We start from the raw sequence: 14,311 nt of genomic DNA, 5'->3' as shown, positions 1-14,311 counted from the left end.
GCCGTGCGGCCGGTCAGCGGAGCCAGGGAGCGGCTCTCCCATGATGAACGCTCCGCTCCCGCCCGCCTCGCCCCCGCCCCAAGCTGGAGGAAACCACCTGAAAGGCAGAAATCATGCAGACCAGAACCCTGGGCCGTACCGGGCCGTCCGTCTCCGCGCTGGGCCTGGGCGCGATGGGCATGTCCGGCGGGTACGGCGCCTCCGACCGCGCCGAGAGCATCGCCACCGTGCACGCCGCCCTCGACGCCGGCGTCACGCTCATCGACACCGCCGACTTCTACGCCATGGGCCACAACGAGCTGCTGCTCGCCGAGGCGCTGCGCGGCCGGAGCCGGGACGACTACCGGCTCAGCGTCAAGTTCGGCCAGCTGCGCGGGCCCGGCTCCGAGTTCGGCGGGCAGGACGGCCGCCCCCAGGCCGTCAAGAACTTCCTGGCCTACTCGCTGACCCGGCTCGGCACCGACCACATCGACATCTACCGCCCGGCCCGGCTGGACCGCACCGTGCCGATCGAGGAGACGGTCGGCGCGATCAAGGAGATGGTCGAGGCCGGGTACGTGCGGCACATCGGGCTCTCGGAGGTCGACGCGGAGACGATCCGCCGGGCCCACGCCGTGCATCCGATCGCCGACCTGCAGATGGAGTACTCCCTGCTGACGCGGGAGGCGGAGACCGACGTCCTGCCGACGCTGCGGGAGCTCGGCATCGGCCTGACCGCGTACGGGGTGCTCGGCCGCGGCCTGCTGTCCGGCCGCTGGAAGCCCGCCCCCGGGGACGCGCGCGCCTTCAGCCCCCGCTTCTCCGGCGACAACCTGGAGCACAACCTCGCCCTCGTGGACGCGCTGCGCCGGGTCGCCGACGTGAAGGGCTGCACCGTCGCCCAGCTCGCCATCGCCTGGGTGGCCGCGCAGGGCACCGACATCGTGCCGCTGGCCGGCGCCCGCACCCGCGAGCGGCTGGCCGAGGCGCTGCCCGCGATCGACCTGACCCTCACGGCCGACGACCTCGCCGAGATCGAGAAGGCGGTGCCGGCGGGGGCAGCGCGCGGGGACCGGTACCCGTCCAGGTTCATGGCCGACCTCGGCGTGGGGAACTGACGCGGCTCAGCCCTGGCCGAAGACCTCCTGCACGAGGCGCTGGTTGGCCTGCTGGAAGGCGGCCGCCATGGACAGGTCGCTGTCGTCGACGTAGTTCAGGGCCGCGGTCAGCACGGTGCCGCCGTCGGGGGTGGCGTACATGAGGGCGGCGTGGCCGGCGATGCCGCCGTTGTGCGTGATCAGCGTGCCGCCGCCGGGCGCCGGCTGCACGAACACCCCCAACCCGTAGCCCGCCTTGCCCTCCGGCGTGAACATCTCCGCCAGCAACTGCGCGGGCAGCAGCCGGCCGGTGACCAGCGCGTGCAGGAACGTCTGCAAATCCGCCGTGGTGGAGATCATGTCGCCGCCGCTGGAGATCCATGACGGGTTGTGCTCGCTGACGTCCACCGTCTGCTCGTCCAGCCGGTAGTAGGCGTGCGCGAACGGGGCCGGCAGGTCGGTCTGGGTGGTGGGTTGCACGGTGCCGGTCAGGCCGAGCGGGGCGAGGATCCGCCGGTGCATCTCCTCGGCGACGGGGCGGCCGGTGACACGCTCGATGAGCAGGCGGGCCAGCACGTAGTTGGTGTTGCTGTAGCTCCAGTCGGTGCCCGGCGCGAACCGGGCCGGCTGGGCCAGCGCCACCTTCACCAAATCGTGCGGGGTGTAGGTGTGGAAGCGGCGCTCGACCCATTCCCGGCCGGCCTGGGTGGCCGGGATGCCCGGCACGAAGGTGCCGTCCTCGAAGTACTCGCCGGTGAAGTTGAACACCCCGCTGGTGTGCTGCAGCAGCATCCGCACCGTGATCCGCCCGTCCAGATCGAGTTCGGGCAGGTAGCCGGCCACCGGCGCGTCCAGCTCGATGCGGCCCTCGGCCACCAGCTGCAACACCAGCGTGGCGGTGAAGGTCTTGGTGTTGCTGCCGATCCGCACATGCCCGTCCACCGGCGGCAACTCAGCCCCGCCCAGCTCGGCCGCGCCGGCGCTGCCGGTCCATTCGCCGCGCTCGTCGCGGACCCGGACGGTCACGCCGACGATCCCGGCCTCGACCATCTCCTGCATGATCTTCTCAAGCTCTGCGCTGTTGTTCATGAGCCCTACGATCACCGGCCGCGCTGATACCGGGCCGTCACCGCCCTGACACCACGGCTGACATCAGGCGGCCTTGGCGGGCCGGTAGACCAGGTACAGCACCCCCGTCGAGAACGTCTCGGACCTCACCAGCTCCAGCGGGATCGTCTCGTCCCCCTCGTCGAACAGCCGCTCGCCCTTGCGCACCGCGATCGGGTGCACCAGCAGGTGCAGCTCGTCGAGCAGCCCGGCCCGCAGGAGCTGCCGGATCACCGAGACCGACCCGCTCACCGCGATCCGGCCGCCGGGCTCGTTCTTCAGCGCGGTCACGGCCTCGGCCAGGTCGCCCCGCAGCAGCTCGGAGTTGCGCCAGGTGAACTCCAGCTCCTGACGCGACACCACGATCTTGCGCGCGTCGCCCAGCGACTTGGCGTAGCCGGCGTCCTCGCCGCCCGCGGCCTCGATCCCCGGCCACGCCCCGGCGAAGCTGTCGTACGTCTTGCGCCCCAGGAGCAGGGTGTCGGCCATCTGCCCGCTCACGGCCGCGCCCATCTCGTCGTTGAAGTACGGGAAGTGCCAGTCCCCGGGGTTCTCGACGACGCCGTCGAGGGAGATGAACAGGCTTGCGGCGATCGTCCTCATGATGTTCCTCCTGCTGGAAGCCTTGCGGCTGCTCGATGTGCCTTCAGCTTCGCGAAGCCCGCTTACGGAACCCTTAAGGTCCTCCTCCCGTCCACCCGAGAGACGATCTCAACCAAGGGCGTGCCGCACGCGTCTAACGGCGCATGGACGGGGAACGGCTGGGCCGGTACTGGCTGGCGGGGCAGTTGGGCGCGGGGGGTCAGGGCGTCGTCTACGAGGCCTATGACGAGGCGGCCAACCGGGTCGCGGTGAAGGTGCTGCACGCCTACCTCTCCGGTGACTCGGCGCTGCGGCGCCGGTTCATGCGGGAGGTGGCGGCGGCGCAGCGGGTGGCGTCGTTCTGTACGGCGCGGATCGTCGATCACGATCTGCAGGGGGAGCGGCCCTACCTGGTCACCGAGTTCGTGGCGGGGCCGAGCCTGCGCAGGGCGGCGCCGTTCGTCGGCGACGAGCTGCACCGGCTGGCGGTCGGGGTGGCGACGGCGCTGGCGGCCATCCACCAGGCGGGGGTCGTGCACAGGGACCTCAAGCCGGAGAACGTGCTGCTGGGCCAGGACGGCCCCCGCGTGATCGACTTCGGGATCGCGCGGGCGGCCGGGCTGTCCATGACCTCGACGGGCGAGCTGACGGGCACGCCCATGTACATGGCGCCCGAGGTGTTCGCCGGCGGCCGGGCGGACGCCTCGGCCGACGTGTTCGCCTGGGGTGCGCTGGTGTACTTCGCGGCCACGGGGCGCAACGCGTTCGAGGCGCCGACCACGGTGGCGGTGATCCACCGGCTGCTCAACCACGACCCCGACCTGGCGGTGCTCCCGCCCGGCCTGCGGGGGCTGGTGGCGGCGGCGCTGTCGAAGGACCCGGCGGCCCGGCCGTCGGCGCACGAGCTGCTGACCGGGCTGCTCGGGGCGCCTCCCAGGGGTCGCTGATGGCCGAGGGCGCGCAGGCGGCGGCGTCCGTCCGGCCGCCGAACGCGCTCGCCGGCGAGCCGGCGCTCGGCATGCTGGCCGAGCAGACCTACGCGGCGCTGCAGGCGCCGGCCCGCGAGCAGGCCAAGCGGTTGCTGCTGCGGCTGGTGGACGTCCGGGACGGGCAGGAGGGTGCCCGGCGGGCGCGGCTGGAGGAGCTGACCGACGGGGCGGCCGGTTCGGCGTACGTGCTGGGCGAGCTGGAGAACGCCCGGCTCATTGTCCGGGAGCGCACCACCGGCGATGTGCCACTTGAGGAGGGCGCCGCCGAGGACGGCGTGGACACGGTGTCCCTGGCCAAGCCCGCGCTGCTGCGGGCCTGGCCGCGCCTCCAGGAGTGGGTCGGCGCCGACCGTGAGGCGCTGGCGCGGCACCGCAGGCTGGGCGAGGCCGCCCGGCACTGGGCCGAGCACGGCCGCAACCCCGACGACCTGCTGCGCGGCACGGCCCTGCGCGAGGCGCTGTCCTGGACGCCGACGCTCCCGTCCCATCTCGCGCTGAACTCCTCGGAGACGGAGTTCCTGGCGGCGGCCAAGGCCGAGGCCGACGCGCGGCGCAGGCGGGGCGGGCTCCTGACGACCGGCGTCGCCGTCCTGCTGGTCGCCGCCCTGGTGGCGGGGGTGATCGCCTGGCAGCAGACCAGAGCCAGCCAGGCCAGCACCAGTCAGCTGGCCGACAAGCAGACCCAGGAGCGGGCCAGGCTCCTCGCGCTCCAGGCCGACGCCATCCGCGGCGACGACCCGGCCAGGGCGATGCTGCTCAGTGTGGCCGCGTACCGGATCGCGCGGGTCCCCGAGTCGGAGGCGGCGGTGCTGAGCTCGCTCGCCCAGCCGCAGCGGCTCGTCTTCAAGGACCCGAACCTGAACAACACCGGCCGCGCCCTCAGCCAGGACGGGTCCCTGCTGGTCAGCGCGGGCGGCGACAAGGTGCACGTCTATGACGTCGCCACGGGCCGGCAGACGCGCACGTTCGGCGGCGTCGGCAAGGGGCCGTTCACGGCGGCCCTGAGCCCGGACGGCGACACGCTGGCCCTCGGCTCCGACGGCCGGATCCGGTTGTGGAGCCTGAAGCGCGGCAAGCTGATCGGCGAGGGCAAGGCCATGGACGCGACCGGCAGGTACCCGCAGAGCCTGCGCTTCAGCCCCGGCGGCGGCTACCTGGAGGCGACCGCCAACCTGGGCGGGCCGTGGCTCGGCTTCTGGAGCACCCGCACCAGGGCGCTCGTGCCGATCGGCGAGCCGTCGGGGGCCGACGTGGAGGTGGGGCCGGGGGACGAGATGGCCCTGGTGTCCACAGGGGGACGGACCGAGCTGCGCACGCCTCCCTCCGGCGGCACCGCCCGCCCCACCAGCCTGCCGGACGGGTACGGCGGGCAGTACGCGGCATTCACCCCCGATGGCAAGCGCGTCGCGCGCATCGAGGACGGCCGGATCCGGCTGTGGGACCTCGCAAGCGCCAAGCCGGTGGGCCCTGAGCTCCCGCTGGCCGGCGGGGTGGAGTTCTCGGCCGACGGCCGGTTCGTGCTCCTCTACGAGGGGCTGCCCGAGTACGGCACGGTGCGCCGCCCGTCCGAGGTGGTGCTGCTGCGCGTCGCGGACGGCGCCCGCCTGATGAGCTTCACCACCACCGCCGCCATCGCCGAGCGGCCCCGCTTCAGCGCCGACGACCGGCGCCTCACGCTGCTCGACGACGCCGGCCAGGCCACCGTCTACGACCTCGGCCGCTACACGGCGCCCGCGCGGGCGGTGCCGGAGAAGTACTCCGGCCCGCAGCTCAGCGCCGACGGCCGCACGGTGCTCGGCCTCGACGGCCGCCGGATCGCGACCTGGTCGGGAGCCGGCTTCGCCCAGCAGGGCAAGGTGCTCAGCCTGAGCGCCCTCCACCTGCTCGGCGGCGAGGACAAGGAGGAGCTGATGACGGCGCTCAGCCCCGACGGCCGGACCGTCGCCGTGGCCAACAACACCGACCGCGGCGTCCCGCTCACCCTGCTCGACGCGGCGACCGGCCGCAAGCTCGGCTCGATCGCCGACGCCATCGGCTACGACTTCGGCCACACGCTGTCCTTCAGCCCGGACGGCCGGCTGCTCGCGCTGTCCTCCACCGCGCCGAACGACTACTACGGGCAGGGCAGCCTGTTCATCGCCGAGGCGGGCGAGCCGCGCAAGGTGACGATGTTGTCCAACATCCACGCGGGCCCGCTGTCCTTCAGCCCTGACGGCAGGTACCTGACCACCGGCGACGCCTGGGGCGTGGACGTCATCGACCTGAAGACGCGCAAACCGCTGACCGGCGCACAAGGGCCGGGCACGATGGCCACCTCCTGGATGGTCTTCGACCCGACCGGCCGCCGCGCCGTCGCACCGTACGGGAGCAGGGGCGTCGCCCTCTGGGACACCGCGACGTGGAAGCCGACCGGTCAGTTCTTCCGGGTGGAGGGGGACGTCCTGACCGCCCGCTTCTCGCCCGACGGCCGGACGCTGGCGATCGCGCACGACAGCCGCGTCACCGTCGTGGACCTCACCACCGGCCGGCAGCGCGGCGAGCCCCGGCCGGCCGCGGCGGTCCAGTACGACCCGGCGCTCGCCGACCCGGCGCCGCGCCTGGCGTTCCTGCCCTCGGGCGACCTGCGGGTGGTGGGGCACGACGGCACGTTCGACGACCTGCCGCTCACGGCGGAGCGGGCGCTGGCGAAGGTGTGCGCGCGCACGTCGGGCAGCCTGTCGCCGCAGGACGGCGCCGAGCCGTTCACCGACCCGTGCGGCCGGGGATAGCCCTTTGCTCAGCGGGTGCTCAGCGGGTGCTCAGCGGGCGAAGGTCAGGCCGGCGTCGGTGCGCAGCTGCGGCAGGCGGGTGTTCGTGACGATCGCCAGCTCGGCCGGGTGCCGGCCGCCCGGCTGCCACTGCCCGCCCACCAGCGGGATCGGGGCCACGTTCGGGGTCGGCCCGCCGGTCCAGTCGAGCGGGCCCGCGATGGTCTCCAGCCGGGTACGGCCGATCGCGTCCGCCACCGAACGCCGGTCGGCGGGGTCGCCGGCGGTGGACAGGGCATGCACGGCCACCTCCACCAGGGCGTAGGCCAGGCCCAGCGGCTGGAGCCACTGGTTGCCGGTGCGTTGCTCGTAGGTCTCGGCCAGCAGCGCGGGCGTGGTGCCGTCGAGGCTGGAGCGGTACGGGTGGCGGGGCGACCAGTAGACGAGGGTGGCGATGCCGGCGCCGCTGAGGTCGCTCGCCGTGCACGGATAGGTCAGCCAGCGCGAGGAGGTGATGAGGCGGGGGCGCAGCCCGTGCTCGGCGGCCTCGCGGTGGAAGAGGGCGAGGTCGCGCTCGGTCGCGGCGGTGGTGACGATCTCGGTGCCGGCGCGCAGGAAGGAGCCGATGTGCGGGGCGAAGGTGGTGGCGGGCTCCGGGTAGCTGCCGGGGTCCACCAGCCGGTGGCCCCGGCCGCCGGCCCGGGGCAGGAAGCCGCGCCCGGGGTGCCGGAGCAGGCGGCCGGGCAACTGGTCGTTCCACAGGCAGCCGACCGGGGCGGGACGCGGCGCGCACAGCTGCCACATCTCGGCGAACACGCCGGCGATGTCGTCCAGGCCCCAGGCGAAGTGGTAGGTCCAGGTGAACGGGCGGGACGGGTCCGCGCCGCGGCCGTACACGTACGCCTGCCAGGGGAACGTCGTGGACACGCAGGGCACGCCCAGTTCCTCGCACGTGTCGGCAACCGCGGGCAGCACCTGGGTGCCGCCCAGCGTGAGCACGACCCGGGCCCCTTCCTGCTCGACGAGCTCGCGCACCGCCCGGCGGGCCGTGCCCGGGTCCGAGCGGCTGTCGCGGGAGGCCAGGCGGAGCGGGTACCGCCGGCCGCCGTTGACGACGTGCGGCACGGCGGGCGCGAGAAGCGCCAGCACGAAGGACAGCGGGTCGCCGAGCAGGGACAACCGCCCGGTGCACGGGACGACGGCGCCGACGCACAGCTCTCTCCCCATAGGTCCTAACGTATCCGCGCCATCACCTTCTGTAACCAGCCATCTGACAGCAGACCCTGACATTGAGCCTTGTGATGCGGCGCCGATCGTGTCACCATCACTTCAACTCATAGGAAACTTTCCTAACGGATTCTCTTGCGAAAGGGAGTGCCGAGTGCGACGAAGCCTGATCCCACCGGCCGCCGCACCGCTATCTCCCCTGCTGACCGCCTTCTCCTCCGTACCAGCTCCTTCCACCCCCAGGAGTACGCCCATGCGCAAGAGCACGATCGCCGCGACGGTGGCGGCGTCCGGACTGCTGGCCCTGCTGCCCGCCTCCGCGGCCAACGCCCACGGCACCATGTCCAACCCGCCCAGCCGCGTCTACGTCTGCAAGAACGAAGGCCCGGAGACGCCCAAGTCCGCCGCCTGCAAGGCCGCCGTCGCCGCCGGCGGCACCCAGGCGTTCTACGACTGGAACGAGGTCTCCCTCCTCGAAGCGGGCGGCCGGCACCGCGAGCTCATCCCTGACGGCAAGCTCTGCAGCGCGGGACGCGAGAAGTACCGCGGCCTCGACCTGCAACGCGCCGACTGGCCCGCGACCAAGGTGAGCCCCGGCGCGTTCACGCTCACCTACCACGCCACCGCGCCGCACGCCAACAGCAACTTCGAGTTCTACATCACCCGCGAGGGCTGGAACCCCACCATGCCCCTCAAGTGGTCCGACCTGGTGCCCATCAAGACCTTCAACGGCCAGAACCCGACGACGTTCACCAACTGGACCATCAACCTGCCGCAGCGCACCGGCCGCCACATCCTCTACTCGATCTGGCAGCGGGTGGTCGGCAGCAACGAGGCGTTCTACACCTGCTCGGACGTGGACTTCGGCGGCGGCACCCCCTCGACCCCCACCCCGACGCCGACCCCGACCACCACCCCCACTCCCACCCCGACCCCGACCGCCACCCAGCCCGGCGGCACGTGGAGCGCCGGCACGGCCTACCGGGCGGGGGACAGGGTGACGTACAACGGCCTCACCTACGAGTGCACCCAGGCCCACACGGCACTCGCCGGCTGGGAGCCCCCGAACGTCCCGGCCCTGTGGAAACGCGCCTGACTCGCCTGGGCGGCGATCAGCAGCTGATCGCCGCCCCGCGCTCGCACCTACAGCCGGCGCATCAGCAAATGCCCACGGCGGAACCGCTCGTCCTCCAGCGGCTCCCGCAACATCCGCCCCACCTCGACGAACTCCTCCTTGCCCGCCAGCTCCGCCAGCTCGTCGATCGGCCACCGGTACGCCGTCGTCACCTTGTGGTCGAACTCCACCACCGGCCCGCCCTCGGACTCGAAGAACCCCAGCAGCAGGTGACCCCCCGGAGCCAGCACCCGGCGGAACTCGGCGAAGTATGCCGGCAGCTCCGCCGGCGGGAGGTGAATGATGGAGTACCAGGAGACCAGCCCGCCCAGCTCCCCGTCCGCCACGTCGAGGGCCCCCATCGAGCCGAGCTCGAACCGCAGGCCGGGATAGTCCCTGCGGGCGATGTCGAGCAGCGCGGGAGACACGTCGACGCCGTACGCGTCCAGCCCGAGGTCACGCAGGTGCGCCGTCATGTACCCCGGCCCGCACCCGGCCTCGACGACCCGCCGGCGCCCGCTCTCCCGCACGAGCTCCGCGAACGCGGCGACCATCGCCCGATCCAGCGGCAGGCGGCCGAGGGAGTCGCGGGCAAGGTCGGCGTAGAGGTCGGCGACGGCGTCGTAGGCGTCCGCCGTCGCGGTCAGGTAGGTGGAGGAGGAGTCAGCCATGGCGGACGACTGTAGCCCATCGCCCGGCCGCCCTCATCCCGGAGCGTTGTGCAGATCCACGATCTGGTTGATCTGGCTGGGCGTACGGATCTCAACAGCCTGTGGAGGAACCCGCAGGTCCTGCAACACCTGCGCGGAAGGCGGCCAGGCGGAGCGCCGGCCATAACGATGGGCCGCCGCGCTGTCCATGTGCCACACGCTCGCCCGCAGCGAGAACGACTCCGTCAACCACAACTCGTAGTTGTCGAGATCCCCGGCCAGGTGGGTGATGTAGCGAGGAAGCACGGTCTGCGCGACCGCCTCGGCCGAGTCCGCCACGGTGACACCCTCGCACTGGTCACTCGGCGCCCGGTGCCAGCCTTTGGCGTACTGATCGGTGTACTCGATGAGATAGGCGAACCGCTCCGTGCTCTCATGAGCGTCCGGCACATCGAGCTGCTCGACCGCCCGCGCCGACAGCTTCGCCCATTCGGCGAGCTCGGTGTAGAGCGACAGCAACTGCCGGGCTCGCGGAGCGTTGTCGTCGTGGGCTGCGGTCTCGTCCATCGGCGGCATGTTGAGCAGCGCCGCCACCTGATGGAGCCGACAGGGAGGGACCAGGCGGTTCCAAGCGTCGAGGAGATCGTTTGTCACGGCCCTCAGTGTGGAGCGTCACCAAACGACCGGTCAGGAAAAGCCTAAAAGATCTTCCGAATTTCCAGATAGGCTTTTCCCTCGAAACCGGGACGCTTCAGAATCAACCTCGGCTCTCACTTCCGATACGCAACCCCGCTGGGTCCACGATGAATGTCCAGGAGTTACGCGCGGCGCTCGCCGCCACCGATCTCGACCCCCGCCTCTACTGCATCCTGGAGCAACCGGATGACAGCCAGTGGTGTCTCCGCAAGCAGGGGAAGACGTGGCAGACGTTCTGGTATGAACGAGGCGCTGAATACGAAATGCGGCGGTTCAAGGACGAGAAAACTGCCTGCGTGCACTTCTTCGGCCGGATCACTCAGCGGGCGCCTTGAGCGTCGCCACATGGCCTTCTTCGGCTCACTTGGCCGCGAAGTCCTGAGTCCAGTGGATCACGCCATTCGAGTCCTCGACCGCCCCCACCCCGATGAAGGTCAGCCTGCAGTTCATGATGTTGACCTTGGTCCCGGGGGTGTCCATCCACGACTGCACGACCTTGGCCGGGGTGGGGTGGCCCTTGGCGATGTTCTCCGCGAAGCCGCTGCCGCCCGTGAAGCCGGCCTCCTCGATGCGGTCCCTGAAGGATCGGCCGTCGAGGGAGGTGCCGGAGAAGTAATGGTGCTCCGCCATGTCGGCCGAGTGCCCGCGGGCGGCCTTGTGGAGCTGCGGGTGGTGCTTGACCGGCCGGCACCCCTTCTTCTTCGCCCGCCGCGCGTTGACGAGCCGCACCACCATGTTCTCCTGCGCCGTCCCGACCTTGGCCGCGGCCGACGTGACGGCCTGCGCCGCGCTCATGGGCGCGCCGACCGTGGCGAGGAGAGTGGCTGCGGCTAATAACCCAAGGGGACGACGCATGGGAAATTCCTCCAGTCGCGATGAATGCATGACGGCTTCGCATTCTGTCGTGATCCATTCCTGTCTGCCAACCAGGGAGTGGCGCTCCGAGGATGAACGCTCTTCTACCGCCCGGTCCGGAATCGCAGCAGAGTGGGCCGAAGCGGGGAATCACCCCACGGATGCGTCACTAGGAGTCTTCTCATGCGTGTCTTCCTCACCGGCGGAAGCGGTTTCGTCGGTCAGCACCTGATCCGCCGATTGCAGGCCGAGGGGCACACCGTGCTCGCCCTGGCCCGCTCCGCCGCCAGCGCGCGAAAGGTGACGGACGCCGGAGCGCAGCCGCTGCGCGGCGACCTGGCCGAGCTGGCCGGGCCCGGCACCCCGATCTGGCTCGACCGCCTGCACGACGTGGACGCCGTCGTGCACGCCGCGGCCCGGATGGAGTTCTGGGGCGACGACGCGGGTTTCCTGGCCGACAACCACGTCCCGACCGTCGCCCTGCACGAGGCTGCGCTGAAGGCGGGAGTGTCCAGGTTCGTGCTCATCAGCGCCGCGGGCGTGTCGACCGGCACCCAGCGCGCCGCCGTGGTCGACGAGAGCACCGACGACGGCACCCCGCTCATCGCCTACTGCCGGGTCAAGCTGGCCACCGAGAACGCGTTGCGCGCCGCCCCGTCGCCGGGGACGACGCTGGTGATCCTGCGCCCGCCGTTCATCTGGGGCGCCGGGATGACCACCCTCGCCGAGACGGCCGAGGCCGCCGGCAAGGGACGGTGGCTGTGGATCGATGGCGGCCGCCACCTCATGGACTTCGTGCACGTCGGCAACCTCGCCGACGCCGTCGTGCCGGCCCTCACGCACGGCCGCCACGGCGTGCCGTACTACGTCACCGACGGCACCCCCATGCCGGTCCGCGACTTCTTCACCGCCCTGCTGGCCACCCAGGGCGCCGACGTCAGCGCCGCCCGGAGCATCCCGCGGGCCGTCGTCGCGCCGATCGTGGCCCTGCTGGACGGCGCCGCCCGCCTGCTCCGCCGCCCCACCCCACCGCCGCTCACGAACTGGCTGGTCGCCGTCATGGGCCGCGACCGCTCGTACGACATCGGCGCCGCCCGCACCGACCTCGGCTACCGCCCGCGCGTCAGCCTGGACGCCGGCCTGAGGGAGATGGCACCCCAGCCCGCCGCCAGTGCGGGCTGACCGCGGGAGAAAAACGGCTCGCGAGGCCGAGGGGACGGATGGCAGGGTGCGATCCATGGCACCCCGCTACCAGATCCGCGCCGACCACGACGCCGGCACGATCGTGGTCTACCAGGCGTACTCGCCGGCCATCGCCGACGCGGCGCTGCGGGCGGGCCGCTTCGTCGCACCGTTCTCGTTCCACCGGATGACGTGGATCAAGCCGTCGTTCCTGTGGCTGATGCACCGCAGCAACTGGGCCCGCAAGCCCGGCCAGGAACGCGTTCTCGCGGTGCGGATGACCCGCGAAGGGTGGGAGGAGGCGCTGTCGCAGGCCGTCCTCACGACGGCGGACCCGGCGGCGCTGGCCGGGGCGGCCGTGCACGTCCAGTGGGATCCCGAACGCTCGGCGCGCGGGGCGGCGCTCAACCACTACAGCATCCAGGTGGGCATCGGCCGCCGGCTGATCCGCACGTTCACCGACGACTGGATCGTCGGCCTCACGGACCTGACCCCGCAGGTCCGCAAGGCCGCCACCCTGATCCAGACCGGCCAGGCCGCGCGGGCGCAGCGGCTGATCCCCACGGAGCGCCCCTACCCGCTGCCCCGGGCCCTGGAGGACCGCCTCTGCCCGGTCACATGCTCGCGATGAGTTTGTCCACCCGCTCGTCGACGCTGCGGAACGGGTCCTTGCACAGCACGGTCCGCTGCGCCTGGTCGTTCAGCTTGAGGTGCACCCAGTCGACGGTGAAGTCGCGCCGCTTCTCCTGCGCCTTGCGGATGAACTCGCCGCGCAGCCGCGCCCGCGTGGTCTGCGGCGGCACCGACTTCGCCTCGAAGATCTTCACGTCGGACGCCACCCGCTCCACCGAGCCGCGCTTCTGCAACAGGTAGTACAGGCCGCGCTTGCGGTGCACGTCGTGGTAGGCCAGGTCGAGCTGCGCCACCCGGGGTGAGGACAGCGGCAGGTCGTACTTCTTCCGATACCGCTCGATGAGCTGATATTTCGTGACCCAGTCAATCTCCCGGGACACCAGGTCCAGATTGCCCGTCTCGACCGCCCGCAGCGTGCGCTCCCACAGCTCCAGCACTCTGTGCGCGACGGCGTCGCCGCCCCGCCGGTCCACGAAGTCCTTCGCCTTGCCCAAATACTCCTGCTGGATGTCGAGCGCGGACGCCTCCCGCCCGTTCGCCAGCCGCACCCGCCGCCGCCCGGTCATGTCGTGCGAGACCTCGCGGATCGCCCGGATCGGGTTCTCCAGGCTCAGGTCGCGCAGCACGATCCCGGCCTCCACCATGCGCAGCACCAGGTCGGTGGCGCCGACCTTGAGCAGCATCGTGGTCTCGCTCATGTTCGAGTCGCCGACGATGACGTGCAGGCGACGGAACCGCTCCGCGTCACCGTGCGGCTCGTCACGGGTGTTGATGATCGGACGCGACCGCGTCGTCGCGCTGGAGACGCCCTCCCAGATGTGCTCGGCCCGCTGCGACACGCAGTAGACCGCCCCGCGCGGGGTCTGCAGCACCTTCCCCGCCCCACAGATGATCTGCCGGGTCACCAGGAACGGGATCAGCACATCGGCCAGCTGCCCGAACTCGCCGTGTCGTCCGACGCAGTAGTTCTCGTGGCAGCCGTAGGAGTTTCCGGCCGAGTCGGTGTTGTTCTTGAACAGGTAGATGTCGCCCGCGATGCCCTCTTCGCGCAACCGCTTCTCGGCGTCGACGAGCAGCCCCTCCACGATCCGCTCGCCGGCCTTGTCGTGAGTGACCAGCTCCACGACGTTGTCACATTCGGGGGTGGCGTACTCGGGATGGCTGCCCACGTCCAGATAAAGGCGGGCGCCGTTAGGCAGGAACACGTTGCTCGATCGACCCCACGACACGACCCGCCGGAACAGGTAGCGCGCTACCTCGTCAGGGGACAGCCTGCGTTGACCCCGGAAGGTGCATGTGACGCCGTACTCGTTCTCCAGGCCGAAGATGCGTCGGTCCACCACCTCACCCTACTCTCCCCGCCGCCGCCATGGTCGGAAGGGAGCGGCGCACTCGGGTGGGTTCGCGCTGCGTTGCCGTCATCGTGGCCTCCACGTCGCACGTCACGGACCCG

General features: G+C 71.5%; 14 protein-coding genes. 7 read left to right on the top strand and 7 right to left on the bottom strand.

Annotated features, from left to right (window positions below):
- Positions 1–113 precede the first annotated feature (113 nt).
- The gene (locus KIS93_RS27865) at positions 114–1,097 is read left to right on the top strand and encodes an aldo/keto reductase (RefSeq protein WP_080044909.1); all 984 of its coding nucleotides are present in this window, start codon (positions 114–116) and stop codon (positions 1,095–1,097) included.
- A gap of 6 nt (positions 1,098–1,103) precedes the next feature.
- On the opposite strand, the gene KIS93_RS27860 is transcribed toward KIS93_RS27865, so the two are convergent.
- Positions 1,104–2,165: a serine hydrolase domain-containing protein gene (locus KIS93_RS27860; protein WP_080044910.1), complete on the bottom strand. Its 1,062-nt coding sequence runs from the start codon at positions 2,163–2,165 to the stop codon at positions 1,104–1,106.
- A gap of 63 nt (positions 2,166–2,228) precedes the next feature.
- Positions 2,229–2,786 (bottom strand): dihydrofolate reductase family protein, encoded by a 558-nt coding sequence (locus KIS93_RS27855; RefSeq protein WP_186404482.1) that lies wholly within the window; start codon positions 2,784–2,786, stop codon positions 2,229–2,231.
- Between the two features lie 143 nt (positions 2,787–2,929).
- Here KIS93_RS27855 and KIS93_RS27850 point away from each other — a divergent pair, with 143 nt between their 5' ends.
- Together KIS93_RS27850 and KIS93_RS27845 are read left to right on the top strand one after the other, a co-directional pair.
- Positions 2,930–3,712: a serine/threonine-protein kinase gene (locus KIS93_RS27850; protein WP_186404481.1), complete on the top strand. Its 783-nt coding sequence runs from the start codon at positions 2,930–2,932 to the stop codon at positions 3,710–3,712.
- Entirely contained in the window at positions 3,712–6,522 is a 2,811-nt protein-coding gene (locus tag KIS93_RS27845) for a WD40 repeat domain-containing protein (protein ID WP_186404480.1), read from the top strand. The genes KIS93_RS27850 and KIS93_RS27845 overlap by 1 nt, the downstream gene beginning before the upstream one ends.
- Before the next feature lie 30 nt (positions 6,523–6,552).
- Here the strand turns inward: KIS93_RS27845 and KIS93_RS27840 are convergent, their stop codons facing one another.
- A complete protein-coding gene (locus KIS93_RS27840; RefSeq protein WP_080044913.1) occupies positions 6,553–7,728 on the bottom strand; it encodes an ABC transporter substrate-binding protein in 1,176 nt (391 codons plus the stop codon).
- A gap of 253 nt (positions 7,729–7,981) precedes the next feature.
- On the opposite strand from KIS93_RS27840, the gene KIS93_RS27835 reads away from it, so the two are divergent.
- A complete protein-coding gene (locus tag KIS93_RS27835) occupies positions 7,982–8,824 on the top strand; it encodes a lytic polysaccharide monooxygenase (protein ID WP_080044914.1) in 843 nt (280 codons plus the stop codon).
- Between the two features lie 47 nt (positions 8,825–8,871).
- Here KIS93_RS27835 and KIS93_RS27830 read toward each other — a convergent pair whose 3' ends face one another.
- On the bottom strand, positions 8,872–9,513 hold the full coding sequence (locus tag KIS93_RS27830; protein ID WP_080044915.1) for a class I SAM-dependent methyltransferase: 642 nt from the start codon (positions 9,511–9,513) through the stop codon (positions 8,872–8,874).
- Between the two features lie 33 nt (positions 9,514–9,546).
- Positions 9,547–10,086, bottom strand: coding sequence for a hypothetical protein (locus tag KIS93_RS27825; RefSeq protein WP_080044916.1), 540 nt, complete (start codon positions 10,084–10,086; stop codon positions 9,547–9,549).
- A 209-nt stretch (positions 10,087–10,295) separates the two neighbouring features.
- On the opposite strand from KIS93_RS27825, the gene KIS93_RS27820 reads away from it, so the two are divergent.
- Positions 10,296–10,523, top strand: a complete 228-nt coding sequence (locus KIS93_RS27820) for a hypothetical protein (protein WP_080044917.1) — start codon at positions 10,296–10,298, stop codon at positions 10,521–10,523.
- A 25-nt stretch (positions 10,524–10,548) separates the two neighbouring features.
- On the opposite strand, the gene KIS93_RS27815 is transcribed toward KIS93_RS27820, so the two are convergent.
- On the bottom strand, positions 10,549–11,043 hold the full coding sequence (locus tag KIS93_RS27815) for a CAP domain-containing protein (RefSeq protein ID WP_186404479.1): 495 nt from the start codon (positions 11,041–11,043) through the stop codon (positions 10,549–10,551).
- Positions 11,044–11,226: 183 nt separating this feature from the next.
- Here KIS93_RS27815 and KIS93_RS27810 point away from each other — a divergent pair, with 183 nt between their 5' ends.
- A complete protein-coding gene (locus KIS93_RS27810; RefSeq protein WP_080044919.1) occupies positions 11,227–12,225 on the top strand; it encodes an NAD-dependent epimerase/dehydratase family protein in 999 nt (332 codons plus the stop codon).
- Between the two features lie 55 nt (positions 12,226–12,280).
- The gene (locus KIS93_RS27805) at positions 12,281–12,856 is read left to right on the top strand and encodes a DUF4291 domain-containing protein (protein WP_080044920.1); all 576 of its coding nucleotides are present in this window, start codon (positions 12,281–12,283) and stop codon (positions 12,854–12,856) included.
- Here KIS93_RS27805 and pafA read toward each other — a convergent pair.
- Positions 12,840–14,198 (bottom strand): Pup--protein ligase, encoded by a 1,359-nt coding sequence (pafA, locus tag KIS93_RS27800; protein WP_168018345.1) that lies wholly within the window; start codon positions 14,196–14,198, stop codon positions 12,840–12,842. The genes KIS93_RS27805 and pafA overlap by 17 nt on opposite strands.
- Positions 14,199–14,311 lie beyond the last annotated feature (113 nt).

This window comes from [Actinomadura] parvosata subsp. kistnae, from assembly GCF_900323885.1.
Classification (GTDB): Bacteria; Actinomycetota; Actinomycetes; order Streptosporangiales; family Streptosporangiaceae; genus Nonomuraea; species Nonomuraea composti.
Note: the sequence above shows the minus strand (reverse complement) of the source record. Positions and strands in the feature narration are given on the sequence as shown.